The sequence below is a fragment of the Siphonobacter sp. SORGH_AS_0500 genome, assembly GCF_031453245.1.
Classification (GTDB): Bacteria; Bacteroidota; Bacteroidia; order Cytophagales; family Spirosomataceae; genus Siphonobacter.
Window position 1 is genome coordinate 4246746 of record NZ_JAVIYT010000001.1, and the last position, 24527, is coordinate 4271272.

The 24527-nt window shown below is 46.4% G+C and carries 18 protein-coding genes and 1 pseudogene; 12 read left to right on the forward strand and 7 right to left on the reverse strand.

The features are described from left to right. Positions 1 to 15: 15 nt before the first annotated feature. Positions 16 to 3195, reverse strand: a complete 3180-nt coding sequence (locus tag QE357_RS17970; RefSeq protein WP_309710373.1) for a SusC/RagA family TonB-linked outer membrane protein — start codon at positions 3193 to 3195, stop codon at positions 16 to 18. A 309-nt stretch (positions 3196 to 3504) separates the two neighbouring features. Between QE357_RS17970 and QE357_RS17975 the strand changes: the two genes are divergently transcribed. The 7 genes from QE357_RS17975 (at position 3505) to QE357_RS18005 (ending at position 12531) form a co-directional block, all read left to right on the forward strand. Beyond that, entirely contained in the window at positions 3505 to 4272 is a 768-nt protein-coding gene (locus QE357_RS17975; protein WP_309710375.1) for a DeoR/GlpR family DNA-binding transcription regulator, read from the forward strand. Positions 4273 to 4328: 56 nt separating this feature from the next. Beyond that, the gene (gene aroB, locus QE357_RS17980; RefSeq protein WP_307141243.1) at positions 4329 to 5357 is read left to right on the forward strand and encodes a 3-dehydroquinate synthase; all 1029 of its coding nucleotides are present in this window, start codon (positions 4329 to 4331) and stop codon (positions 5355 to 5357) included. Positions 5358 to 5410: 53 nt separating this feature from the next. Next, positions 5411 to 5974: a Crp/Fnr family transcriptional regulator gene (locus QE357_RS17985; protein WP_106637768.1), complete on the forward strand. Its 564-nt coding sequence runs from the start codon at positions 5411 to 5413 to the stop codon at positions 5972 to 5974. Between the two features lie 510 nt (positions 5975 to 6484). Next, positions 6485 to 6910, forward strand: a complete 426-nt coding sequence (locus QE357_RS17990) for a hypothetical protein (protein ID WP_309710381.1) — start codon at positions 6485 to 6487, stop codon at positions 6908 to 6910. A gap of 7 nt (positions 6911 to 6917) precedes the next feature. Next, positions 6918 to 7958, forward strand: a complete 1041-nt coding sequence (locus QE357_RS17995; RefSeq protein WP_309710383.1) for an efflux RND transporter periplasmic adaptor subunit — start codon at positions 6918 to 6920, stop codon at positions 7956 to 7958. Positions 7959 to 8056: 98 nt separating this feature from the next. Next, positions 8057 to 11140, forward strand: coding sequence for an efflux RND transporter permease subunit (locus QE357_RS18000; RefSeq protein WP_309710385.1), 3084 nt, complete (start codon positions 8057 to 8059; stop codon positions 11138 to 11140). Positions 11141 to 11214: 74 nt separating this feature from the next. Continuing rightward, positions 11215 to 12531, forward strand: coding sequence for a TolC family protein (locus QE357_RS18005; protein ID WP_309710387.1), 1317 nt, complete (start codon positions 11215 to 11217; stop codon positions 12529 to 12531). Positions 12532 to 12624: 93 nt separating this feature from the next. Here QE357_RS18005 and QE357_RS18010 read toward each other — a convergent pair whose 3' ends face one another. From QE357_RS18010 to QE357_RS18020, 3 genes are all read right to left on the reverse strand, one after another. Next, positions 12625 to 12852 carry a hypothetical protein gene (locus QE357_RS18010; protein ID WP_106637763.1) on the reverse strand — a complete coding sequence of 76 codons (228 nt, stop codon included), beginning with the start codon at positions 12850 to 12852 and terminating at the stop codon, positions 12625 to 12627. A gap of 4 nt (positions 12853 to 12856) precedes the next feature. Further along, entirely contained in the window at positions 12857 to 13822 is a 966-nt protein-coding gene (locus QE357_RS18015) for a hypothetical protein (RefSeq protein ID WP_309710390.1), read from the reverse strand. Between the two features lie 141 nt (positions 13823 to 13963). After that, the gene (locus QE357_RS18020; RefSeq protein WP_309710391.1) at positions 13964 to 15178 is read right to left on the reverse strand and encodes a hypothetical protein; all 1215 of its coding nucleotides are present in this window, start codon (positions 15176 to 15178) and stop codon (positions 13964 to 13966) included. A 562-nt stretch (positions 15179 to 15740) separates the two neighbouring features. Here QE357_RS18020 and QE357_RS18025 point away from each other — a divergent pair. Both QE357_RS18025 and QE357_RS18030 read left to right on the forward strand, forming a co-directional pair. Continuing rightward, positions 15741 to 16127: a hypothetical protein gene (locus QE357_RS18025; RefSeq protein WP_106637759.1), complete on the forward strand. Its 387-nt coding sequence runs from the start codon at positions 15741 to 15743 to the stop codon at positions 16125 to 16127. 575 nt (positions 16128 to 16702) lie between these two features. Further along, a complete protein-coding gene (locus QE357_RS18030) occupies positions 16703 to 19693 on the forward strand; it encodes an FAD-linked oxidase C-terminal domain-containing protein (protein ID WP_309710396.1) in 2991 nt (996 codons plus the stop codon). 148 nt (positions 19694 to 19841) lie between these two features. Here QE357_RS18030 and QE357_RS25060 read toward each other — a convergent pair. Further along, a pseudogene (locus QE357_RS25060) lies at positions 19842 to 20033 on the reverse strand (GNAT family N-acetyltransferase; N-acetyltransferase); the annotation flags it as partial. A 549-nt stretch (positions 20034 to 20582) separates the two neighbouring features. On the opposite strand from QE357_RS25060, the gene QE357_RS18035 reads away from it, so the two are divergent. The 3 genes from QE357_RS18035 (at position 20583) to QE357_RS18045 (ending at position 23110) form a co-directional block, all read left to right on the forward strand. Continuing rightward, positions 20583 to 21089, forward strand: coding sequence for a transposase (locus QE357_RS18035; protein ID WP_309704884.1), 507 nt, complete (start codon positions 20583 to 20585; stop codon positions 21087 to 21089). Between the two features lie 2 nt (positions 21090 to 21091). Then, a complete protein-coding gene (locus tag QE357_RS18040; protein ID WP_309704883.1) occupies positions 21092 to 21925 on the forward strand; it encodes an IS3 family transposase in 834 nt (277 codons plus the stop codon). 336 nt (positions 21926 to 22261) lie between these two features. Continuing rightward, positions 22262 to 23110 (forward strand): pirin family protein, encoded by an 849-nt coding sequence (locus tag QE357_RS18045; RefSeq protein ID WP_309710398.1) that lies wholly within the window; start codon positions 22262 to 22264, stop codon positions 23108 to 23110. A 109-nt stretch (positions 23111 to 23219) separates the two neighbouring features. Here the strand turns inward: QE357_RS18045 and QE357_RS18050 are convergent, their stop codons facing one another. After that, positions 23220 to 23651: a nuclear transport factor 2 family protein gene (locus QE357_RS18050; RefSeq protein WP_309710400.1), complete on the reverse strand. Its 432-nt coding sequence runs from the start codon at positions 23649 to 23651 to the stop codon at positions 23220 to 23222. A gap of 72 nt (positions 23652 to 23723) precedes the next feature. Beyond that, complete coding sequence (locus QE357_RS18055; RefSeq protein ID WP_106637755.1) at positions 23724 to 24056, reverse strand: tRNA-binding protein; 333 nt, start codon at positions 24054 to 24056, stop codon at positions 23724 to 23726. Positions 24057 to 24527: the final 471 nt, after the last annotated feature.

Sequence of the window (24527 nt, forward strand, 5' to 3'; positions counted from 1 at the left end):
TGTCAGGTTTCGAAACTAGAAGCCCAGTGAAACGCCAAAGGATAATCCACGGGGCATGGAGATGGTACCGAAGTCAAAACCGCCGGCTCCTACCCCACCCGAAGCAGCCGAAGCTCCGTTCACATTAGGATCGGCTCCCGTATAGTTGGTCAGCAGAAACAGGTCCGTTCCGTTCACAAAGACACTGGCCGAACGAACCAGTTTACTGCGAGTCAGCCACCCGGAAGGCACCTGATAACGAAGCGTGACATCTCTCAACCGAACCCAGTTAATATCTTTCTCCACAAATTCTGACTCAGGAATGGAAGAGAAGTAATCGGCAGAACGTGCTACCGGGTTGATCTGAATCGTATTTACCGTTGGGTTCTCCGAATCTTCCTTTCCATCACGCAGTACGCCTTTAAACACCACTGGATTTTCGCGATTCAGCGTTTTCAGGCTCAAACCATTTCTCCACAAGTACATTTCGGTACCGTTAAATACGTCTCCACCTTTCCGAATGTCCAATAAGAAAGAAAGCGTCAGGTTTTTGTAAGTAAATGAGTTCAGGAAACCCAGCGTAAAGTCAGGGTTCCGATCCCCAATGGGCAGGAAGTTGGCATTCGTCAGCGGTAATCCAGTGGCTGGGTTAATCAGAACTTCCCCCTTGTTATTACGCTGATAGGAATACCCACCAATAGCCGTTGCTGAGCCCATACCCCGTTGGTAATAGTTCCAGTTTAAGCCCCGATACGCCGCCACCGATGAAGGAAAGAACGTCTCCAGATTATTGACAAATGCACTGGCCCGGGCATTCCCATAAGGCCAGGCGTCGGAGTTATAATACTCCGGTACATCGGCAGGCAGACTGGATACACTTGTATTGAGTCTGGTAAAGTTTAACGTCACGTTCCAACGGAAATCCTGGTTCTTGACGGGTGTTCCATTGAGCTGTATTTCTACCCCACGGTTTTTGAAGGTACCGCCATTAATCAATCCGAAAATAAACCCAGTCCCGTAACTCAGTCGTTGGTGAACAATCTGCTGGGAAAGTGTTTTTTCGTAATAAGCTACGTCAATTCCCAACCGATCATTAAAGAACTTCAGTTCTGTACCCAACTCGAAGCTTTTTCCTCTTTCTGCTTTCAGGTTAGGGTTACCGCCGTAAAAGTCATAGCCGAAACCTCCACCATTGGTGGTTTGAAGGACGAGTTTAGGTAATACGTAATACGGCGGTGGGGGGTTACCCGTTTGTCCGTAGGCCAACCGCACTTTACCCGCATTAAGAATACCCGTGTTCCCCTTTAAACCCGGCATATCTGTGAATACGTAGGACAAGCTAGCCGAGGGATAAAAGAAGCTGCGATTAGAAACAGGTAACGTAGAAGCCCAGTCGTTCCGGCCCGTCAGCGTCAGGTATAACCACTCGTCATAATTCATGGTCAAGCTGGCAAAGGCACTTACCGTCCGCTGTTGCAATCGCCGGAATTTGTTACGCTGCGTCGTTGGGTCCGTGTTGTTAACAGAATTAAATTCTGGAAGGTATAACTTCTGTCCATACGTCACACTCGTGCTGTAATCCCGGTCATCAATGGCCGTTCCCAGAATCAGGTTGGTACCCAGTCGACCTACTTTCTTTTGAATCGTCGCCAGAAAGTTTCCGTTTAACAATCGGCTGGTTTCTACCAGATCTTCGATGGAACCCTGCGAAGCATATCCCCCCGGCGTACCCGCTCCATTACCTGACTGCCAGGATTCGGGATGCAGGAAAAGGTTACTACGAGTGGTATAAATATCGCCCCCTACACGGCCCGTAAGCGATAACCAATCCGTAGCCTTATAATCCGCTTGCAGGTTAATCCGACTCTGATTCGTTAAATCCTGAAAGTTATTCTTGTTAACTGTGAAGTAAGGATTGTCCGCTTCGCCCAGGTTAATCGCTCCCAGAATGGTCCGGCGAGAACCGTCGGAATTCAGATACACGCTGGCATCGTCATTCGTCGGCCAAGTGAGCAATCCAATCACGAAACCACTGTTGTTGCGTAAAGCTTTTTTCGTGTTAACATTAATGTAGGTAAACGACGGCTGTATGCTCAGTTTAGGCGTTAGCTGAATACGGGAGGCCAGCTTGATGTTGAAGTTTTTCATCCCCGTGTTAGGAACTACTCCATCGCTACCAATGAATTGACTCGACAGGTTATAAGTAGCCGTCTCCGAACCACCCGAGATAGAAACATTATGCGTTTGCGTCAGCCCCGTCTGGAAGAAATTACGGGCGTTGTCAAAAAACGTAGTTCCCTCAGCATACTTAGGTCCAAAGTAGGATACGGCGTTAGGATCAGAAAAGCCCTGCGTTCCGCGACCATATACTTTCTGCACCTCGGGAAAGCGATTCACATTCAGAAAGCGGAAATTATTGCTATAGCTTACCTGTCCACGGCCTTTCACCCCTCGCTTAGTCGTAATCACGATGGCTCCCGCCGCCGCATCGATACCGTACAGAGCCGCCGCCTCGGGACCTTTGAGTACCGTAATCGACTCAATATCATTAAAGTTAATATTAGCCGCCTTGTTCATGTAATCCACATCACGGTTCGCCCGGTCTGAATACAGCACCCCTCCTGACGTAGTCCGGTTGTCAATGGGTAGACCATCGACCACGAATAAGGGCTGGTTGTTGCCGCCAATTGAAGTAGCCCCGCGAAGCTGAATACTCGTGGAAGAACCTGGCATTCCCGAAGTAGTCGTCACATTCAAACCCGCCACCCGGCCCTGCAAGGAAACTAGGTAGTTGTCCCGTTGGGCATTTACGAGTTCGGTTCCTTTAATTTCCCCGATGGAATAACCCAGAGCCCGCTTTTCCTGCTTAATCCCCAAAGCCGTCACCACGACCTCGTTCAATTGGGCGTCCGTACTAGTCATGATTACGTCCAGCGTGGTCTGATTGGAAAGCGTGATTTCCTGCGTTTTCATACCTACCATCGTGAAAACGAGCGTTTGGCCCTGGCTTGCCGTGATGCGATACACCCCATCGGCATTTCCCGAAACGCCTTTGGTGGTGCCTTTCACCTGCACAGAAACGCCGGGCAAAGGCGAACCTGATTCATCACTTACTCTTCCACTTACGGTGCGATCCTGAGCCCAGGCCATTGGACCTGCCCCCAGAACGCTCACCAGCAAGAGTAACCGAAAAGTCTGTAGAAGTGTGTGTAGCATAAAGAAGCTGTTGATTGAGATAATAAAGGGAGACAAGAAGTGCGTTTTTATGCACGAAAATAAATCAAACTTGATAAAAACATATAAAACTGCATTTTACTGCAAAAAAGAAAATAATCGACCCATATGGATCATTCGACCATACATAATTAGCTAAATATCAAATAAACAGCAATAATATTTATAAATATATTTATTGCACTTCACTTTATTTAGTGTTATATTTAATAGGAGTTACTCTCTATTTTTTAGTTTTTACGACAAATAACCGCACAAAACAGCATTAGCACGTTTTCAATCAATAGCACCATGTCCTCTCTTACTAATGCTATGCTGAAAGCAGAAAGACATTCGTTTATTCTGCACCAGCTTAATATTTATAACCGGATTTTATCTTCTGATTTAAGTCAGAAGCTCAACGTATCGGAAGACACCATCCGCCGGGATTTGAACGAACTCGCCGACAATGGGCAGCTTATTAAAGTTCACGGGGGAGCTCTCTCCCGCTCGTACGGACACATCGCCACCCGAAGCGAGGTATATGCCACCAATCAGAAAGACATTATTGCTCAGAAAACCCTAAGCCTGATCCGGGAAGGTATGTTTCTGCTGCTGGGAGGAGGTACTACCGTGCGGTCTCTGGTTCGGATGATTCCGTCGCATCTACGCCTGACGATTTTTACCATCAGCCCCGTGATAGCTCTGGAATTGATTGAAAACCCTAACCTTGAGGTATACCTGCTGGGGGGACGAGTGACCGCCGAGAATCAGATTTGCTCGGGCGGGGAAGTCATTCACCGCCTGAGTGAAATTCGGGTAGATTTATTGATTCTGGGAACTACTGGCATTGATGCCGTTCAGGGCCTCACGGAAAGTGACATGGAAGTAGTGCAGGTGAAAAAAGCCATGATGAAATCGGCAGATCAGGTTGCCATTCTTACCATTTCTGAAAAACTGGGAACCTCTCACCGGATGAAGCTCTGTGATCTTGGTTCCATCCAGACGCTCATTACCGAACTTGAGCCTCAGGACGCCTCACTACAGATGTACGCAAAAGCGGGCCTGACCTTACTTTAAGGGAGGACTTGCGTTTAGTTCTTTACGCTACCAGCTAATTCTCTAATTTTGCGGTTATGGTAAAAATTGCTCCGATCACCGAAAGTCTGCCTGCTTTTCTGGCCGCTCATTCTTTTTCTCAGATAGCCGTTGTAGTAGATGAACACACAAAGGCTCATTGTTATCCGCTGATTCAGTCGCTGCTTCCGGCTCATACACTCATCGAGATTACATCCGGTGAGAGCGAGAAAACGCTTGACTCGGCCAGTCTGATCTGGGAAAAATTAACCGAAGCTGCTTTTGATCGTCATGGGTTGGTCATTAATCTGGGCGGTGGGGTAATCGGTGATATGGGTGGTTTTTGTGCCGCAACTTACAAACGTGGGCTTTATTTCATTCAAATTCCTACTACGCTTCTTTCGCAGGTGGATGCCAGCGTAGGCGGCAAACTTGGTATTGATTTTCACGGCCTAAAGAATCACATCGGCGTTTTCCGGGTACCCGACGCCGTTTTAATCGACGCGGTTTTTCTGAAAACCCTGCCCTGGCGTGAGCTTCGCTCAGGTTACGCCGAAGTGATTAAACATTGCCTGATTGCCGACGCCAGTAAGTGGGAAGAGATTCGGCAGAAAAACTGGCAAGAGCAGGACTGGACGGATTTGATTACGCATTCCGTAGCCATTAAAGAGAACGTTACCACGCAGGATCCTACCGAAAAAGGACTCCGGAAAATCCTGAACTTCGGTCATACGCTCGGCCATGCCATCGAAACGTACTTTCTGGACGATTCCGATCAACGTCTGCTCCACGGCGAAGCCATTGCAGCCGGAATGATCACGGAAGCTTACCTGAGTTATCAACGCGGCTGGTTGACAACGGAGGCATTTGAGACCATCACGCATTACCTGCTCGCCACGTACGGAAAAGCAGTAATCCCAGCCGACACCTACGACTCCATTATCGAACTGACGGCTCAGGACAAGAAAAACCGGGGTAAGGAAATTCGGTTTTCACTCCTGAAAGGCCTGGGTACCTGCGTCTTTGATATCCCCGTTTCGAGTGAAGAAATGCAACAGGCTCTGGCATTTTACACCAGCCTTTCCTAATACAATCATCTATACGAGCCTTGGATCAAGGCTCGTATTTTGGCTCTCGCTCCATGAATGTTATCTCTTTCCTTCAACAAACGATCAACCTTGGCCCGGAAATAGAAGCCGATCTGACCCACATCATTGTGCGGGAACAGTTTCCTAAAAACCATATTTTGATCCGGCCCGGCCAATATTACCGCCGCTTGATGTTCGTAGAAGAAGGCCTCATTCGGGAGCATTACCTGAGTATGGCCGGAAAGGATACCACCTACCGTTTTCATACCGAAGGCAGTTTTGTTACTGCTGACGAAAGTTTCACCGATAACCAGCCAAGTCAATATACATTCGAGACGCTCGAAGATTCCGTGATCTGTTCGATCTCACATGCTGATTTCGAAAACATTCTTCGGCAGCACCCGGAGTTGGAGCAGTTACATATTCTGGTAATGCATCAACTCATTCGGGAAATGAAGGAGCGAATTACAGCTTTGCAATTTCAGACCGCTACCGAACGCTACGAATCACTCCTTAAAAGTCAACCCTCCATTTTTCAGCGAGTTAGCCTGGGACATATTGCTTCTTTTCTGGGGATTTCTCAGGAGACGCTAAGCCGTATTCGGAGTAAGCGTTAGGTATCTCTAGCTTTCTCAAAGTTGCTTTTCTACTAGCCCGCGGATGCGGATCTATTATTCGCTGCCAGTTTTTCCGCTGGCAGCTTTTTCTAAACTATTCTTTCTCAACGTTAGGTAGTCATCCTTCTAAGGATTGATGCCAGCAGAAAAGCTGGCATCGGCATAGTGTGTATTTTGACTTTTTCGAATTTATCATGCGAAAGAACGGGCTGGTTTAAAAACCGCCTCTTACCCAAATGCAATTAGGCACCTCTCGCCCGCCCGGGCTGGTGTCTTCTCCAGCCATCCATAAGCCTAGGAGTCGGTGAGGACACCAACCAGGGCGGAAAAGAACGGACTAATTTTAAAACCGCCTCTTACCCAGACGCGATCAATCGCGTCTCTACAAAATAATTATCTTCCGGTGAAAAGCTGGTATCTCTAACTTCCCAAAAATTGCTTTTTGACTTTTGTCAAAGACTCTGGCCTTAACTTTTAGGACCTTTGCCTCACCAATCCAGAGTAAAAGCCATGAATAAGTTATCTCAATTAATGAATACGTCTGATCAACCGAAGCCTTCGCTGGTATTTATTACCGGCGAAGCTTCAATTGATCAGGCCATTGAGCGGATCATTCCTTTGATTAAACAAGGATATATCATCCGCGTATTTTACTTATCCAGTGATCTTTCTTCCCATTTTTCTAACCCAACATTAAAGGGTTTAGAAAAAGACTTTATTACGCAGTTAAAAACCTATTACATTTCTATTGACTCCAGCCTTTATGACCCGGTGGTTGCCTTAGAAATGATTGAATCCTTTCTGAATAATTACGATAAAGAGCAACTACATTTCTTTTTATCCGATCAGGAAGAATGGAGTGATTGTATTCATCAACAATTGATTTTTTTAGGAGTAACTACCCGTCAAATTAACCTTCTGGAAATTGCCAGTTAATCAAATTATGAAAACGAAATATTATCCTGCCCTGCTCATGGGATTGGTATTAGCGAGTTGCCAGTCCAAGCCGTCCACCGAAAACGTGGTTACTACCGAATCTGCCGTACCCGTTATTACACAGGCAGCCTCCCTTTCCTCCAGCGAAAGCCAGCTATCGATCAGTGGTAATGTAGAAGGAAACCGAACCGTGAAACTTGGCTTTCTTGTGGCGGGTAAAGTCAATTACATCGCGGCGGCGGAAGGCCAAATGGTGTCTGCCGGAAAGGTATTAGCCAGCCTTGACCCCACGAGCTATAAGCTTGGCGTTGATGCGGCTAATGCCAGCGTCAGCCAGACTCAGGATGAATATAATCGACTCAAGCTCATGCATGATCGCAATAGTTTGAGCGATGCCGATTTCTCTAAAATCAGCAATGGCCTCAAGCAGGCGGAAGCTCAGGCGGGCTTACAAAAAAAGAATTTGTCTGATACAAAACTATACACTCCCTTCTCCGGCGTATTACTGAAAAAGAACACCGAAATCGGTGAAATTGTGGGCTCAGGAATGCCCCTGTTTATCGTTTCGGATATTCAGAAAGTAAAGGTAAACGCGGCCGTTCCAGAATCTGAACTTCGGAATGTAAAAATCGGGCAGAAAGCTCAGGTTTATATTTCTGCTTTGGATAGTACATTCACCGGAAAAGTCATTGAAGTAGGTTCGGCGGCAGATGCTACCACGCGATCTTTTTCGGCTAAAATTGTGGTTAGTAATCCGAAGTTATTAATTCGTCCGGGAATGATCGCTGAGATAAAATTACCCTCCGCTAAAAAGTCGGAATTCCTAAGCTTACCTACTGAAGCCGTACTTCGGGATACTGATAATTCCTCGTACATCTACGTAGCCGATCCGCAGAAAAAACAAGCATTTAAACGTCGGGTTTCCATTGGTCGTTTACAGGATTCAACGATTGAGATTACCTCTGGTTTACAAAAAGGTGAACTGGTTATTACGGGCGGCCAGCAGAAAATCCATGATGGTTCATCCGTAAGTTTTACGAATCCTTAATCTTAGGGCGTATAATCACAATCGTTGTTTTGTTTCATCTTCTTAAAAGACCGATTTAATACGATTGATCTGATCTTTTCAATCGGTCTCCTATAGTCATGAATTTTGTTAAATCATCGCTAAAATATTCGCAGGTCACCCTGACGGTGCTACTGATGGTCTTTGCCGTCGGCGTGCATTCCCTCCTGACCATGCCCCGGCGGGAAGACCCTAAAATTACCATTCGTACGGGTCTGGTGCTGGCCTATTATCCCGGAGCTAACTCGGCTCAGGTGGAAGATCAGGTAACTAAAAAACTGGAACAGTATCTTTTTCAGTTTGAGGAAGTTAAAAAGTCAAAAACCTTTTCCACGACCCGCGACGGAGCCGTTGTCATTAACGTCGAACTGGAAGATAAGGTCAAAGACCCCGATATTTTCTGGAGTAAACTTCGCCACGAGTTACTGATTGCCAAAAGTTTATCCCTACCCGAAGGCGTACGTGGCCCGATTGTTAACTCTGATTTTGGAGATACAGAAGCCTTGGTCATTGGAATTGAATCGGATAAAGCTTCTTACAATGAACTGAAAAGCTACACGCAAAAAGTGGAAGATCAGATCCGAACGCTTCCAGCCGTTTCTAAAATTAAACGCATTGGCGAGCAGAAAGAGCAGATTCTCATCACCAGTAATTCGGAAAAACTGGCTCAATACGGCATTCCCTTTACGCAGGTCATGAACGTTCTGAAATCGCAGAATGCCATTGGCCCTACGGGTAATGTAAAAACAGGCACCGCCGAAGTACCCCTTTACGCCAACGGTATTTATAATACGGAAAGTCAGATTGCCAGCCAGATCATCGGTACCTCCAAAACGGGTGAAGTGATTCGTCTGGGTGACGTCGCGACCATTACCCGCCAATATCAGGACCCCACCAGCACCACGACCGTGAATGGCCATAAAGCCCTGATGCTGGCCGTTGAAATGCACGAGGGAAATAACATTGTGAAGTTCGGCGATGAAGTGCAAGCTCAGTTGGAAGCCGTCCAGAAGTTATTACCATCCGAAGTAAAAATCACGACTATCGTTAACCAGCCGCATCTGGTCGATGAAAACGTGGGCCACTTCATTCGGGAGTTTTTCCTGGCGATTGTTTCCGTCGTAATTGTGGTGATTTTGCTGTTACCCTTCCGCATTGCCACGGTGGCCGCCATGGCCATCCCCATGACGGTAGCCGTCACGTTTGCCTTATTACATGCCTTCGGAATCGAACTACATCAGGTATCACTAGCGGCTTTGATTGTGGTATTAGGAATGGTGGTGGATGATGCCATTGTTATTGCGGACAACTACGTAGAACTACTAGACGAAGGCGTAGATCGCTGGACGGCAGCCTGGCGAAGTGCGAGTGATCTGGTCATCCCCGTATTGGCGGCCACGATTACCATTATTGCGTCCTTCATGCCCATGGTTATTCTGTCGGGTTCGGTGGGTGAATTCATTTTTGCTCTGCCCATTACCGTAGCTATTGCCCTGGCGGCCTCGTTTATTGTCGCCATGATTTTAACACCGCTGTTGTGCTATACCTTCATTAAAAAAGGCTTGCACGATCCTTCGGAGGCGAATAAGAAAAAACGTACTTCCTTACTCGACCGGATGCAAAATGGTTATAATCAGGCGATCGACTGGTGCATGCGTCACTCGGGTATTACCATTGTGGGAAGTTTGGTAACGGTTGCTCTGGCGGGGCTATTATTCATGCAGATTCGTCAGAAATTCTTCCCCGCTGCTGAACGTAACCAGTTTGTAGTAGAACTCTGGATGCCCACGGGAACCCAATTGGATAAGACCAAATCGGCGATTGAGAAGATTGAAAGTGTAATCAAAAAAGAGGATCGGGTGACGAGTTACGCGACCTTTACGGGCACGAGTGCTCCCCGGTTTTACTATAACTTCTCACCCGAGGTTCCTGTTACCAATTACGCTCAGATTCTGATCAATACCAAGGATATTCCAACCACGCAAAGTCTGGCGGCGGATCTTTCCAAACAGGTAGACGCTCTGGTTCCTGAAGGCCGCCCGCAGGTAAAACTCATGCAGCAGGGAACGGTTACGAAAGCTCCCATCGAGGTTCGGATTGTAGGCGATGATCTGAATACGCTGAAATCCATCGGTTTGCAGGTAGACAGTATCATTCGCAGCACGCCCGGCAGTGCCATGATTCGCACCGATTTCATGGAGGATTATTACGGCGTAAACATTAACCTGAAAGGCGAAGCCAGCCGACTCGGATTTACGACATCCAGCATTGCTCAAACGGTTTACGCGGGCTTTAACGGAGCTCCGGTAACGACGATGTACGAGGGAAATACCCCCGTTGATTTAGTAGTTCGGCTGGATGAAGCCAATCGTCGCAACTTCGATGATTTACAGAATACGTATCTGCCCTCGCCGGTAACGGGAGCCAGCGTTCCACTGCGTCAGATTGCAGACTTACAACCCGCCTGGCAAACGGGCCGCATCATGCACCGCAATGGGGTTCGAACACTAACGGTTCAGAGTGAAACGGCGAATAACCTTTTGCCTTCGGAGCTGCTGAAATCCGTTCGTCCGAAAATTGATAACCTGAAGTTACCCGCCGGGTATCGCATCGAGTATGGTGGTGAATTTGAAGGCCAGAAAGAAACCTTTAGTCAGATGGTGGTAGTCATGGCCATTAGTATTGTGCTGATTTTTCTGATTCTGCTATTCCAATTCCGCAATATCAAGGAAGCTCTGCTGGTGATGTTAACTATTCCGCTGAGTCTGTTCGGAGCGGTTCTGGGTCTATTCCTCACGCACAATAACTTCGGTTTTACGGCTTTCGTTGGGCTCATTAGCCTTTCGGGAATTGTGGTTCGGAACGCGATTATCCTCGTCGATCATACCAACGAATTACTCAAGCACGGCATGGACATTCCTACCGCCGCCGCCGAATCCGGGAAACGACGGTTACGCCCCATTTTCCTGACGGCAATGGCCGCAGCCATTGGGGTATTGCCCATGATTCTTTCGGGGTCACCGATGTGGAGTCCACTAGCCAGTGTGATTGCCGTGGGGGTAGTCTGGTCCATGATTATGGCCTTATTAACCGTGCCCGTTCTCTACGTCAAGATGATTAAACCGAAGGATAAAAAGTACATTCTGGAAGGAAATCACGCCTAATATTTCAACCCAACAGCCTGCCGAAGCGAAAAGGCATTCGGCAGGTTTTTCAAAGAAAACAAGACCTGAACGTCATGAAAAAGGTTCTTTTTTATAGTCTTCTGCTGATGAGTAGTTTTTACGCTCAGGCTCAGGAGGCCCTTACCCTGGATCAGGCCAAACGGATGGCCCTGCAAAGCAACCGTCTGGTAGGCATTCAAAGAGAGAAAGTTAAAGAAAACGAGTTGAAAGTGCTGGAAGCCAAAACCAAGAACAAACCCATGTTTCTGGCTTCGGGGACTTACCTTTTCAACGGAATCAAAAAAGACCTGGAACTTCCGATGGGAGCCTTCGGGCAGGTGGGCGGCACGTATCTTCCCCAGCAGAATATTCCGCTGTTCAAAGGCAAACATAACCTCTTACTGGGATCGGTAGCGGCCTATCAGCCCATTAGCCAATTGGGCAAAATCAAAGTAGGCGTTAAAGCCGCCGAAGCCGATGTCCGCATCGCAGAAACGCAGGTAAGCAAGGCCGAGCTGGAAGTATTACAAGGGGTTGAAAAGCTCTATTACGGAATGCTTATTGCCCAGAAACAACTCGACGAAGCCAACGCGAATGTGCAGTTAACGCAGGCTAAGTTATACGATGTTGAAAGTGCGTTACTGGCGGGCAAAACGGATGAAGTCTACAAGGTAGGTTTGCAGGCCGAGTTAGCGAACCAGCAACAAAAAGTCGTGCAGATTATGAACCAGATGGAAGATTACGCAGCCGATTTAAGAAATGTACTGGGTGTGCAGGATACCACCTCCTTTAAGCTGGCGGATGTACACGTGGAACCTGTTTCCATCCAAACGCTCGAAGCGTATCAGCTGGAAGCAAAAAATGCCAACCCGGACGTAAAACTGGCGAATCAGACGATTGAGAAAGTGAACTATGGGCTGGAAGCCGCCAAGAAGGATAAGTTACCCAACATTGGCGTAGTAGGCGGATATACGTATCAGAATGTGGTTTCTGATTTACCCAATAATAATTACTTTCTGGGCCTGAACCTCAGTTGGGATATTTATGATTTTGGCAAACGCAAATCGCAGGAGAATCAGCGACTTTCTCAGAAAAAACAGGCCGAAGAATACCTGGCGTATACGCAAGAGGATGTAGCCGCAAAAATTGGTAAAGCGTATCGGAAAATCACGCAGTCGCAGCGGTTAATCACAGTAGCCAATCAAGCGGTTACGTTACGCCGGGAAGAAGTACGGATGAAAACAAACGCCCGGGAGGCGGGATTAAAACTGGAGAAAGATTTACTGGAATCAAAAGTAAATCTGGCGAAAGCAGAACAGGATTTATACTCGGCTCAACTGGCGTATCGACTGGCCGTTGCAGAAATTAATACATTAACCGGAACGCGGTAACCTTCGCAGAAGAATACTTTATTAGCAAAAACGGCAGCAAAAAAGTTGTCGTTTTTTTATTGCCTAATAACAAGTAACGATTACCTAACAACGCTATTTCAAGGCATAAGCCTGAGCCGGATTTCCTTTTTCCAGCTTAATTCGTACGCCATCGATTTCGGAAGGAATTCGTTTTTCCCATTCCGCACCGAAACTTCTGACTCGGATGAGAATGTATTCTTTTTCGTTCTCCCGCCGAATCGAAACCCCCAGAAACTCCTGTTTGTCACAGAGTTGCCGGGAAAGTTCTTTTTTTATTTCACCTACCGTACTCATTTTCATAGCATTATCCGAATGTAACGTTCAAAGCTTTCAGGACTTGGGCAATCGGATTGGCGAAAGTCAGATTCCCGTCTCCGGCGAATAACAAACCAACCACCAATCCCGTTCCAGCCTGTAAAATAAGTGAACCGGAATCGCCTGGTTGTGAGAACGAACTACCGTTTTCACTTTCAATCTCCAGTTGGTCAATGAAATAGGCCTGTTTGTGCCCGAAACTTACGGGTAAATCCGTGGTTAACGAAACAATGTTTCCTTTCGTAAAACCCGTTGTTCGACCGTATTTCACGACTTCCATCCCATACGTAGGGACGGTAATACCCGTAATGGCAGGCAAAGCCGGATTCGATGGAGGAAAGGTAGTGGAAATCAATGAATTATCCAAAGGTTCTGCCAAAGCTGCGTCTACTTCATTAGAACCCGAAAAGTCAATAGGTACAAATCGGGCCAGTTTAGCTACCTGATCTTTCGCTGTCCCGCCATCCCGACTGCCGGGTTGCCAGATTGCATCTCCCGGCGTGGCTTCATTTCCATTGGCAAAGACGTGGTTATTACTCAGCCAGAACGGTTTGCCTTCGTCATAAACCACCCCTCCCAGTGTACCCGCCGAAACCTGATTGTGGCCGATAGAAATACCGTAAGGCAAAGGCCGCTGGCGGGTTTGAATAGGGCCGTTTAAAGCCCTGATGCGGTCAGTGGCTACGAGTCGCAAATCGGTCTCTTCTACCTCCAGCACCTGCATGAGAGCTTTTACTTCTTCTGCGGATAAAGGCTTTTGTAACAGAATCCGCATGTGATAATCATCCAGTCCGTCCCGCCCAATACCGATCCCTGCAATGGCCGGTGGTTGCATCAGGTTATGACTCGTTTCTAAAACGGACTCCAGCCCAAAAGCTCTGATAATTTTATGTTGAGAGGCCAGTAATTGACCCGATAAAAGATTTTTCGCTTCAACTGCTTTCTGATAATCCATTACTCTGGGTTGAAATGGTTTGAGGAAGTTTGAGTAACGCGTTTGATAGAAAAGTTCGAGAGTTTGATTAAAGGTTTGACGTTTGATTGGACTTTGCTTGGCAAACGTTATCAAACTACATCAAACATAGTCTCATCAAATTCAGGTAAATGAAGCCCGGCTGCTTAATTTATCCGCTCGGATTAATTGCCCATCCGACTGAAACAGCATATAATTCAATTCCACCGAGGCATGATATTCAATCTCTGCATTCCACCAGAGTCGCTTGGTAATCTGATATGCTCCCTTTGAACTCACCTGCAAACGAAGGTGATAAGCCGAATGGTTCATTAGTAACTGGGACAACTGTTCCAGCGGTTGGATCATAAAGGCGTTTTCCCTGGTTCCCTCCTGCTTCAGTTGAACATGAGTGGTCTGGATAACCGTCAAAGCGGCCTGCAAGTCGTTCCATTCTTGGATAAGTTGTTGCAGGCGAAACTTTCTTTCATCCGTATCAGCCCAGGTGTGCAGACGTTCCAGCAACCCCGGCACAGCCTCCGCTGCTTCTGCCGCCAATTGAAGCGATTGAGCTAACGAATGCCACTGTTCTACAAAAGTTGAAGTCACTCCGGTTTTATAGACGGGGTATAACTTCGGATAATAAATTTCCAGCTTTAATCCGGCCCTTAAGGCTTCTTTTTGCAGTAATGCCACCGCGTCCTCTTCCGTTAGTAAGGAAGACTGACTGCGAATGTCTACCTCCTTTTTAAATAACTGCACCAGATCGGCGACCGATTTGACAATTCCGCTGGCCAGAGCGGGTACAGCAATCAACCCAATTCCTACGTTTTGCGACTCAGCTAAGGGTTGGTTTTCCAGCCAGGCATTCGCCCGTCGGATGATTTGTTGGGTACGCTGAAAAACTTGTTCAGATGCTTTATGAAGTGATTGGATCTGATCCAGCAACAGGCGATAGTGATGAACAGCCCAGGCATCCTGCTCCTGATAAATAATGAGCTGTGACGACTGAAGATTTACCTGATCGCCGAGCCACTGCTGAATCAGACTTCGCAGTTGCTGATTAACGGAATCCAGTATTTGCGGGAAAATGACCCCTTCACCGACGGTCAAGCCCCCACTAGGAAGGGTAACGGGCGTTGCCGGAGTTTCCGTCAGGCTAGTGAGGGATTTCAGTTTACCCACTTGAGCAGCTACTGTTTCTTCCAGTGCCAGGTCTCGCCGGGCCTGCCGAATGGCTCGTTCGCCTTCGGCCATTTGCTTTTCCGCTTCAATCCGTTCAGCTTTTGCTTTGGCTAAAGCGGCCTCCTTCTGAGCTTGCTTTAAAGGTTCGTCTCCGGCCTGTTCTGGATATGCCATGTACTACTAGAGGTTAAGGTTCGGTTGTTTTCCGGCTGTGTTTCCAAATTAGAACAAACCGCTGGCTCAATCAAACGATCCCCGCGTTTTATTCGGTCGAGCGACTAAAATCTACGGATAATAGCGGAGCTCAGACCTCCACTTCCTTCATTTTTCACAAAAGATTAACCTTCGGGTAACATTCATTTTTCTTCTTTTTTCTTGACTCAACCAAGAAATTATTGACTATTGAGAAGATTCAAAGGTCCATTTACCTTTCATCCCGATTAATCATCCGTTCATCCTCGATTTAGATAAAAAAGCCTTTTGCTTGCAACGCTGGCCGTTTCCATCGCATCATTGGTACGTAATTCAAACGAAAAGTAAGGCTTGAGTTAGTAAACGAATACTACCATTCATCACACTAGATAGCCACACATACTACTTTGTATTACATAGTACCTTTCAGTCCATTATCTTTGAATCATCAATCAGGGCAAAACACCCGAAATTGATAAAGCCATGAAATTCTAAAAACATAACACGAACCTTTTTGTCAAACCAGTATCAATCTATAAAAGCCATGAAAACTTCAATCAAATCCATCTTCGCTGCTGCTCTTGTTGCTCTTTCTTTCGTTAGCGTAAACGCTGCTTCTCTGGAAGATCCTAAAGAAACCGCTAAAGCCTCTTACGCCGTTAATGTCTTCAAAGGCAAAGAAGGTAAAGTAAACTTCCTGTTGGAAAAAGTTCAGGGTAAAAAACTGAATGTAACGCTCCGCAACGGTAAAGGTGAAATTCTCTTTAATGAAAATATTACGAAGAATGCAAAAGGTTACGCCCGTCGTTTTGACGTAGCCAGCCTGGCCGATGGGACTTACTCCATTGAAGTATCTGACGGAGAAACAAAACTGAAAAAAGACTTCGTCATCAGCACGGATCAACCTTCTCGTACGATTGCAGTAAACTAATTTTTTATGAACGAGTAAAACGTGGTAGGTATGCAGCTGTTCTCTCATGATAGTCCTGGGCCGTAAGGTCTGGGACTATTTTTTTGCCAGCATTTCCCGGGTTATCAACCGAGGTTATCTGAATGTCACGCCCCAGTAACTACCACTTACGTATTACTGCTTTTCGTTCGTCCGCGTTTTCTAATCTACACTCCCTGTCATTCAAAACGAAGCAAAGGATCTTCTCTCGTTCTCAGAAAAATTATCTAAAAGAAACATAACCTCTCACTCGTAAGGTCTCTCACTTCGTTCGAGATGACCGACAGGGGTATACTGGTTCGGATTTATTCCGCTCTTTCGGATTTCCAATCCGAAAGCAAATCTGTCAGGGATTTATAATCCCGCAGTAACGTTAATCCCTTCATTACCTTAACCAGAACCGATCAATCGCGTCTCTGCAGTGGAGTTTGTCCGTGGCTTCAAAAGAAAACCATCTCCAAATAATCTTTTGTAAAAAGCAAAAACTGAAAATGGTAATACCGTAAACTATTCACCCGATCGGTTACCTTTGTAGCCCCGAAGCAATAAAACGAATCATGACTACAGCAACGGATCGATTAATTACGAAGTCCTCAGTTCCGACCGAAGCTCTCCGTGACCTTGCCACCCAACTCGAAGGCGAATTCTACTACGACGAAACCATGCGTACGCTTTACGCTACTGATGCTTCAGCGTACCGGGAATTTCCAACGGCGGTGGCCCTTCCTAAAACGCAGGAAGATCTAAAAATCCTTATAGCTTTTGCCCGTCAGCATCGCACTTCGCTCATTCCCCGTACCGCCGGAACCTCACTGGCGGGTCAGGTAGTTGGAGCAGGTATCGTGGTAGACGTTTCCAAATATTTTACTAAAATCCTGGAAATAAATCCACAGGAAGGTTGGGTGCGGGTGCAACCCGGCGTCGTTCGCGATGAACTGAACCTTTTTCTGAAACCCTACGGATTTTTATTCGGCCCCGAAACCTCTACGGCCAACCGGGCCATGATTGGAGGAATGGTAGGGAATAACTCCTGCGGTTCTAACTCCGTGGTTTACGGTTCCACGCGGGAGCACGTGATGGAAGTTAAAGCCCTTCTGGCCGACGGCTCGGAAGCTACCTTTGGTTCCCAGGCTTCTCAAAGTCCGTTCATTCAGTCTTTATTGAAGAAAAGTAATGCGGTTGAAGGCGTTTCCAATTCTCTGGAAGCGAACATTTACCGTCAGACTTTCGATATCCTTTCGAATCCAGATAATCAGCAGGAAATTCGGAAGAACTTCCCTAAACCCAGCATCGAACGCCGGAATACGGGTTATGCCCTGGATATGCTCCTGAATTGTGAGCCTTTCACGCCCGGCGGCATGGATTTCAACTTCTGTCAACTGATTGCAGGTTCGGAAGGAACGCTCTGTTTTCTAACGGAAATCAAACTGCATATTAACCCGCTGCCTCCCAAAGAAGCCGGACTGGTTTGTGTGCACTTTCATTCGGTGGATGAAGCTCTGCGGGCGAACATCATCGCCATGCAGTACAAGCCTTCGGCGAGTGAGCTGATTGATCACTACATTCTGGAGTGTACCAAGGAAAACATCGAACAGAGTAAAAACCGTTTCTTCGTACAGGGTGATCCGGGAGCAATTCTGGTCGTTGAATTCCGTCGGGAAACGCAGGAAGAAGTACTGGAAGTAGCCGCCCGAATGGAAGCGGAAATGAAGGCGGCCCATCTGGGTTACCACTTCCCTATCCTTTTTGGTGCGGATACCGGTAAAATCTGGACTTTGCGTAAAGCTGGATTAGGCTTGTTATCCAACCTGCCCGGCGACGAAAAAGCCGTAGCCGTGATTGAAGATACCACAGTGGATATTCATGATCTACCCGATTTTATTCGGGATTTCAATGAAATTCTGGCTCAGAATAACATGAGTGCCGTACACTATGCTCACGCAGGTTCGGGTGAGATTCACTTACGGCCCATCATTAACCTCAAAACGAAAGAGGGAAATCAGCAATTCCGCTTAATTGCCGAAGAGATTGCCCGGCTGGTAAAGAAATACGACGGTTCGCTTTCGGGTGAACACGGCGATGGTCGTCTGCGGGGCGAGTTTATTTCCTGGATGGTGGGTGATAAGAATTACGCTTTAATGAAAGAGGTAAAGCGTATGTGGGATCCAGAGAACATTTTCAATCCCGGCAAGGTCGTGGATACGCCTCCCATGGATACCTTCCTGCGGTACGAACCTGGTCAGGAAACACCGGAGTTCAAAACCTTTTTTCGGTATCAGAATCAGAATGTTTTGCAACATGCCGAGCAATGCAACGGCTCGGGTGATTGTCGCAAGACCGAGCTAAGCGGAGGTACCATGTGCCCTAGTTTCATGGCAACGCGAAACGAAAAGGAAACCACGCGGGCTCGGGCCAATATTCTCCGGGAATTTCTGACCAACTCTACGCAAATCAATCGCTTCGCCCATGAGGAAATCAAGGAAGTACTGGATTTGTGTCTGCTTTGTAAAGGTTGCAAGGCTGAATGTCCTTCCAATGTGGACATGGCTAAGCTTAAAATGGAATTTCTGCAACATTACTATGAGGAGAAAGGTATTCCGCTGCGTTCCCGACTGGTAGCAAACTTTACCTCCCTTAATAAGCTGGCAAGTTTGGCTCCCTGGGCCTACAACGGCATTTTTGATACCCCTGCTCTTAGACGCGTCGCTAACCGGATGGTTGGCTTCCATCCCGACCGGACGATGCCATTACTGGCCAAACAGACCTTTACCAACTGGTGGAACAAAGAAGGGAAATCGAAAAACTCGCAAGGCCGGAGCTTCTATTTGTTCGCGGACGAATTCACTAATTATAATGACGTTGAAGTAGGTAAGAAAGTCGTACAACTCTTTGAACGACTGGGTTATAACGTGATGCTTCCCGGCGAAAATATGCAATCGGGACGGCCTCAGTTATCGAAAGGATTACTGAAAATGGCCAAAGAAGTAGCCAACCGCAACGTTCGACTGCTTCGCACGCTTATTACCCAGGAAACGCCACTGGTGGGTGTTGAACCTTCTGCGATTCTTACCTTCCGGGATGAATATCCTGATCTGGTGGACGACGATCTGGTAAACGATGCTAAAGCCATTGCTTCTCACGTGTACACCTTTGAAGAGTTTCTGGCTCAGGAGCTGGACGCGAAACGCATCAAAGCCGACCAGTTCACAACCGAAAAACGACTCATTAAACTGCATGGGCACTGCCAGCAGAAAGCGATGAGTTCGCTCGTGCCGAGTAAGAAAATCCTGTCCTTACCGGCCAACTATGAAGTACAATTGATTCCTTCGGGTTGCTGTGGCATGGCAGGTAGTTTCGGTTACGAAGCCGAGCATTTTGACGTTTCGATGAAAATTGGCGAGCTGGTCTTATTTCCAACGATTCGAAAACAGCCCGAAGAAGTAATCATCGCCGCAGCCGGTACCAGTTGCCGCCACCAAATCCACGACGGAACGGGCCGCAAAGCCCTGCACCCAGCGGAAATTTTGTGGAATGCACTGAAAAAATAAAGTAATAAAGGCGACTCTGTGAGTCGCCTTTATTGTTTGAAATCCCTACGCCCAGATGGCTTTCGGATTGTAATTAAGACAGAGCGATAAAAATTACCTCAGATCGCTTTCAATTTTATAGATCACCCCTTTGTTCGATTGGTCAAAATTAAACTCTTTCACAAATGCACACCTTTTCAAGCACTTTGATGGAAGCGGTATTTTCTACTCTAGTTCTTCCAATAATCATTTTTAGTTTTAACGTATTAAACCCATAATAAATACGGGATTTTGCACTTTCGGTAGCATATCCCTTATTCCAGTGCTCTTCAAAAACCCTGAAACCAATATCCGTTTCCCCTAAACTTCTATCATACTTTAGTCCACACTAGCCTAGAAATGCATGGGTTGATTTATGAATCACCGCCCATCTTCCAAAGCCATTTATTTCATAGTTCTTGTAGTGTTCAAGAAATTCCTGAGCTTCCTCTATACTCGTGAATGCTGAATTTCCTGTATATTTTATGACGTTGGGGTTAAGGTTTCATCGATAGAAATTTACGGCATCGCTTGCATCCCATTCCCTCATTAGTAGCCTATTGGTTTCTAAAATTATTTTCATGCTACATAAAATTGCCTAAGCTTTTACTATCAAGATAGTATCCTCCGCAGTCGCTCGGCTCTGCCGAGTGACCACCTAGTTGTAGGCCTCTGGCCGTCTTTCGCGAATAAATATAGGTGACCAAGTACTTACTTGTCCCAAAGGTCTTTTAATACCACCCGGCCAGAGACCTATAGCTATTTCGTTACTCGGCAAAGCCGATCAACTACAAGTAGATGTGTTTTTCTGTAATGTAGAGACGCGACTTTGGATTGCCCCCGAAAAGTTAGACATTAACTGAAAGGAGCAATGCAAAAGAAAAAGAAGTATAGTTATGCCTTTAAGAAAGCAGCGGTGGAAGCGGCCAAGTCGAGTAAAGCATCGATTCACGCCCTAGCCCGAGCTTACGGTATTCACGAGTCCATGCTACGACGATGGATCGATGGGTATGAAGCCTTTGGGCCATCGGCTCTGGCATGCGTTTCGCATCAACATCGCTATTCCGAATCGATCAAAACTGCCGCCGTTGCCGCTTTTCTGACTCAAGACTTATCTTTGCGGGAAGTTTGTTTGACTTTTTCTCTTCGCTCGACTAGTGTGCTTCGGGGTTGGATTAACAGGGCCCTGGCAAATTACCCCCAGCAGAGCGATGAGCTTAACGATTTCCCCCCTATGGCTTCATCCCAATCGAGTCGAGTGCCCGCCAGTGAATACGAGCGAGTCGTTGAGGAGAATAAACGACTGCAGGCGGAGGTGGCTTACCTAAAAAAGTTACGAGCCTTGATTCAGGCCCAGAAAAAAGGCAAAAAGCCCTGATTGTGCATGAATTAAGGCCTGATTATGATCTATCGCTGCTACTAAGGGCCGCTCAGCTCGCCCGCAGTACGTACTACTATCAACTCAAAAGCAGGGATAGGTTAGGCAAGTATGCTCCCCATAAACAGCGGCTGAGCCAGCTTTATCAGCAACATCAGGGACGCTATGGCTACCGACGCCTGACCTCTGTTCTACGGGCAGAAGGCTATACGCTCAATCATAAAACGGTGTTCAAACTCTTGGGAGAGTTGCAGCTCAGAAGCCGGATTCGCCTCAAAAAATACCGGTCCTATCGGGGAGAAAAGGCTCCCACCACTCCCAACCTACTGAATCGGGAGTTTACAGCAGAAAAGCCTTTTGCCAAGTGGGTGACCGATGTCACCGAGTTCAAAGTGGGTGCTCAAAAACTGTATTTATCCCCCATACTAGATCTTTACAATGGTGAGATTGTCAGTTATGATCTCTCGGAGCGAGCCAATTTTAAACAGGTAAGTCGGATGCTGGAAGAGGCCTTAGCTAAATTGCCTGCTCCTACGAGGCTCTTGTTACACTCGGACCAGGGCTGGCAATATCAGATGAAACCCTATCAGAGAAGACTGAAAAAGCAGGGTCTGATCCAAAGTATGTCCAGAAAGGGGAATTGTCTGGATAATGCGGTGATGGAAAATTTTTTTGGTACGCTTAAAAGTGAGTTATTTTACCTTAACAGTTATGAATGTATCCAGGCTTTAGAAAAAGACATCAGGCAGTACATTCACTATTACAATCACCAGCGAATCCGTTTGAACCTACAGGGTATGAGTCCCGTAGACTTCCGCATCAACGCTGGCTTTTAAAACAACCGTCCAACTTCTTGGGGCTAGTCCACTTCATCGCGTCTACTCGGGGAATAAAGATCCATTTCAATCGTAACAAAAGCAGCCTCTACCCAGACGCGATGAAGTCGCGTCTCTACCTAATCTACAGTTACTCAGCTCTGCCGAGTGTAAATACGAAGGTCTTGGATGCGAATGCATAGGGAGGACTTTACTAAAAATGTCAGAAACTTGATATGCAAAAAACCTTTCCCTCTAAATGACCAATTCGCATTACCCCATTCACAAAATAAGCTTAGCCTTTTGAACTAAAAACCATCAAATTTTGATATATATGTATATACATACATTTTAATCATGACCTTACGATCCATCCATAAAATCATTCATCCTCAGCCTCGACCCATGGGTCCGCTGACGATGCATCAGCCACTTCCAGCCGCGGGACTTGATCAGATTGATCCTTTTCTGTTATTGCACCACCACGGTCCGCAGGTATTTCCGGCTCATAACAATGGACTTCCTTTTTCGCCTCACCCTCACCGGGGTTTTGAAACAGTTACTTTCATTTATGAAGGCGATGTACAACACCGGGATAGCAGCGGCTTTGCCAGTACGATAAAAAAAGGGGGTGTTCAATGGATGACAACGGGAAGCGGACTGGTTCACGCCGAAGAATCCTCAGAGGAATTTCTCGAGTCGGGTGGCCCTGTTGAGTTAATCCAGCTTTGGACGAATTTGCCCGCTCGTTATAAAATGGTGAAACCAAACTACACGGGTTTACAGGAACAGGACATTCCCTTAGCCTCTGTTGATAAAGGCTCAGTAGCCGTTATTTCTGGAGAATGGAATGGCATAAAAGGCCCCATTCAACCGCTCATTGACCTTTCCCTTGCGAATGTAAGTCTGCAAACGGGTGGTTCTTTTACCCGAACTATTCCCGCCCAACAGAACATTTTGTTTTACCTACTCAATGGTTCAATCATTGTGAATGGACGGGAAGTCAATAACCGTTCTTTAGTACAATTCGCTAACGACGGTAATGAAATTACGGTGGAAGCCACCAGCGATTCCCGCATTCTGATTGGTTCTGCTGAGCCTTTAAACGAACCTGTTGTAGCACACGGGCCTTTTGTGATGAACACCTACGAAGAAATTCAACAGGCCATTACGGATTATCAACTGGGTAAAATGGGCGTGTTGTAATGAGGAGTTAACCATCTTTCGCTTTACTTCACTTACTATTCAATAAAATAAAACGGTCCTGAAGCTAAGTTTCAGGACCGTTTTTCTATACCGATGTACATGACAACCCTCAACTAACTTTATACGCCTGTCTACCCAGCAATACCCATTTCCCTTTTTCCTTTATCCAGGTCAGTAATACCCCAATTTTCACCTGACCTGCCTGACCTTTGTTGGCCGTTTCGCCAGTAAGAATATGTCTTACCAAGGCCGTATTACCCACAATCGTAATGGTTTGATCAGTCAGGGTAATGGACTTGAAAACGGAATTTCCATTCGTCAAATTATCAACAAACGCCGCCTTATCTTCCACGATACCGCTGGAATGTCCATAATTCAATTGGTCGTTGGTGATGGCGTTTAGGGCACGTTTATCCCCTTTGATCATCGCCGCTTTGAGTTGTTCTACGGCTTCGGCTACTGCCGTCTCGTCTTTCGACTGAGCCTGACTCGCAAAAGCGATCAGTACCAGACTCAGGCATAACACAATCGTTTTCTTCATCACAAAAGATATTTTATTTGTCGAGGTATGTTTAAACAAGGACGGTAATAAACGCCCGCTCCCCTTGTTTTCCTAGATCAGTCTCGTGCCGTTAGGAACTATACGTTCAGGTTGGGAAAGTACAATATTCCCCTGCTCATCCGCAAAACCGGTTACGAGCACTTCGGAGAAAAAGTTAGCAATCTGCCGAGGCGGGAAATTTGTCACCGCGATTACCTGTTTACCTACCAATTCTTCTTTCGTATACAAAGCTGTAATTTGAGCTGAAGAACGCTTTTCGCCAATTTCCGGGCCAAAATCAATGAGTAACTGGTAGGCAGGTTTGCGGGCTTTGGGAAAGTCTTCTACTTGAATGATAGTGCCCACTCTGATTTCCACGGCCTCAAATTCATTCCAGGTAATCATGGTGTAAAGAGATTAAGTAATGTTATAAAACGGGCTTGCGAAGAAAGCTACGTTTTTGCTATTCAACATAAAAAAAGGCTTTCCCTAGCGGAAAGGCCTCTTGTAGGAAATTAATGAATCCTCTAAAAATAAAGTCTCCGATCCGAGAAACCCGAATCGGAGAGCGGCGTCTATCCAACCCACGTTATACCCGATCTGCAGACGCAGCGAGATCGAGTGAGATTATTATGAATGCCCTGAGGGCGATCAATTCGAATTAATACCTAAATGAATAGTACAATTTGATTTCCTAATATCCTCCATCCTAGGCGATGGTGTATTCCGGTCTCAAGCTGTGTCATTTGTTCTGCAACATTACAAGTTTTTTCTCAATTTGCTACGCTTGTATCCTATTTTTTTTTGTAAAAATGTAAAATAACTGACCATGGAATAGTAGACAAAAGTACTTACCGAAAAAGTAGTGATTCATTT

What these genes read in the sequence shown, in the direction of transcription:
- QE357_RS17970 (WP_309710373.1), bottom strand. Translation starts at nt 3,195, where the DNA reads ATGCTACACACACTTCTACAGACTTTTCGGTTACTCTTGCTGGTGAGC.
- QE357_RS17975 (WP_309710375.1), top strand. Translation starts at nt 3,505, where the DNA reads ATGTCCTCTCTTACTAATGCTATGCTGAAAGCAGAAAGACATTCGTTT.
- aroB (WP_307141243.1), top strand. Translation starts at nt 4,329, where the DNA reads ATGGTAAAAATTGCTCCGATCACCGAAAGTCTGCCTGCTTTTCTGGCC.
- QE357_RS17985 (WP_106637768.1), top strand. Translation starts at nt 5,411, where the DNA reads ATGAATGTTATCTCTTTCCTTCAACAAACGATCAACCTTGGCCCGGAA.
- QE357_RS17990 (WP_309710381.1), top strand. Translation starts at nt 6,485, where the DNA reads ATGAATAAGTTATCTCAATTAATGAATACGTCTGATCAACCGAAGCCT.
- QE357_RS17995 (WP_309710383.1), top strand. Translation starts at nt 6,918, where the DNA reads ATGAAAACGAAATATTATCCTGCCCTGCTCATGGGATTGGTATTAGCG.
- QE357_RS18000 (WP_309710385.1), top strand. Translation starts at nt 8,057, where the DNA reads ATGAATTTTGTTAAATCATCGCTAAAATATTCGCAGGTCACCCTGACG.
- QE357_RS18005 (WP_309710387.1), top strand. Translation starts at nt 11,215, where the DNA reads ATGAAAAAGGTTCTTTTTTATAGTCTTCTGCTGATGAGTAGTTTTTAC.
- QE357_RS18010 (WP_106637763.1), bottom strand. Translation starts at nt 12,852, where the DNA reads ATGAAAATGAGTACGGTAGGTGAAATAAAAAAAGAACTTTCCCGGCAA.
- QE357_RS18015 (WP_309710390.1), bottom strand. Translation starts at nt 13,822, where the DNA reads ATGGATTATCAGAAAGCAGTTGAAGCGAAAAATCTTTTATCGGGTCAA.
- QE357_RS18020 (WP_309710391.1), bottom strand. Translation starts at nt 15,178, where the DNA reads ATGGCATATCCAGAACAGGCCGGAGACGAACCTTTAAAGCAAGCTCAG.
- QE357_RS18025 (WP_106637759.1), top strand. Translation starts at nt 15,741, where the DNA reads ATGAAAACTTCAATCAAATCCATCTTCGCTGCTGCTCTTGTTGCTCTT.
- QE357_RS18030 (WP_309710396.1), top strand. Translation starts at nt 16,703, where the DNA reads ATGACTACAGCAACGGATCGATTAATTACGAAGTCCTCAGTTCCGACC.
- QE357_RS18035 (WP_309704884.1), top strand. Translation starts at nt 20,583, where the DNA reads ATGCAAAAGAAAAAGAAGTATAGTTATGCCTTTAAGAAAGCAGCGGTG.
- QE357_RS18045 (WP_309710398.1), top strand. Translation starts at nt 22,262, where the DNA reads ATGACCTTACGATCCATCCATAAAATCATTCATCCTCAGCCTCGACCC.
- QE357_RS18050 (WP_309710400.1), bottom strand. Translation starts at nt 23,651, where the DNA reads ATGAAGAAAACGATTGTGTTATGCCTGAGTCTGGTACTGATCGCTTTT.
- QE357_RS18055 (WP_106637755.1), bottom strand. Translation starts at nt 24,056, where the DNA reads ATGATTACCTGGAATGAATTTGAGGCCGTGGAAATCAGAGTGGGCACT.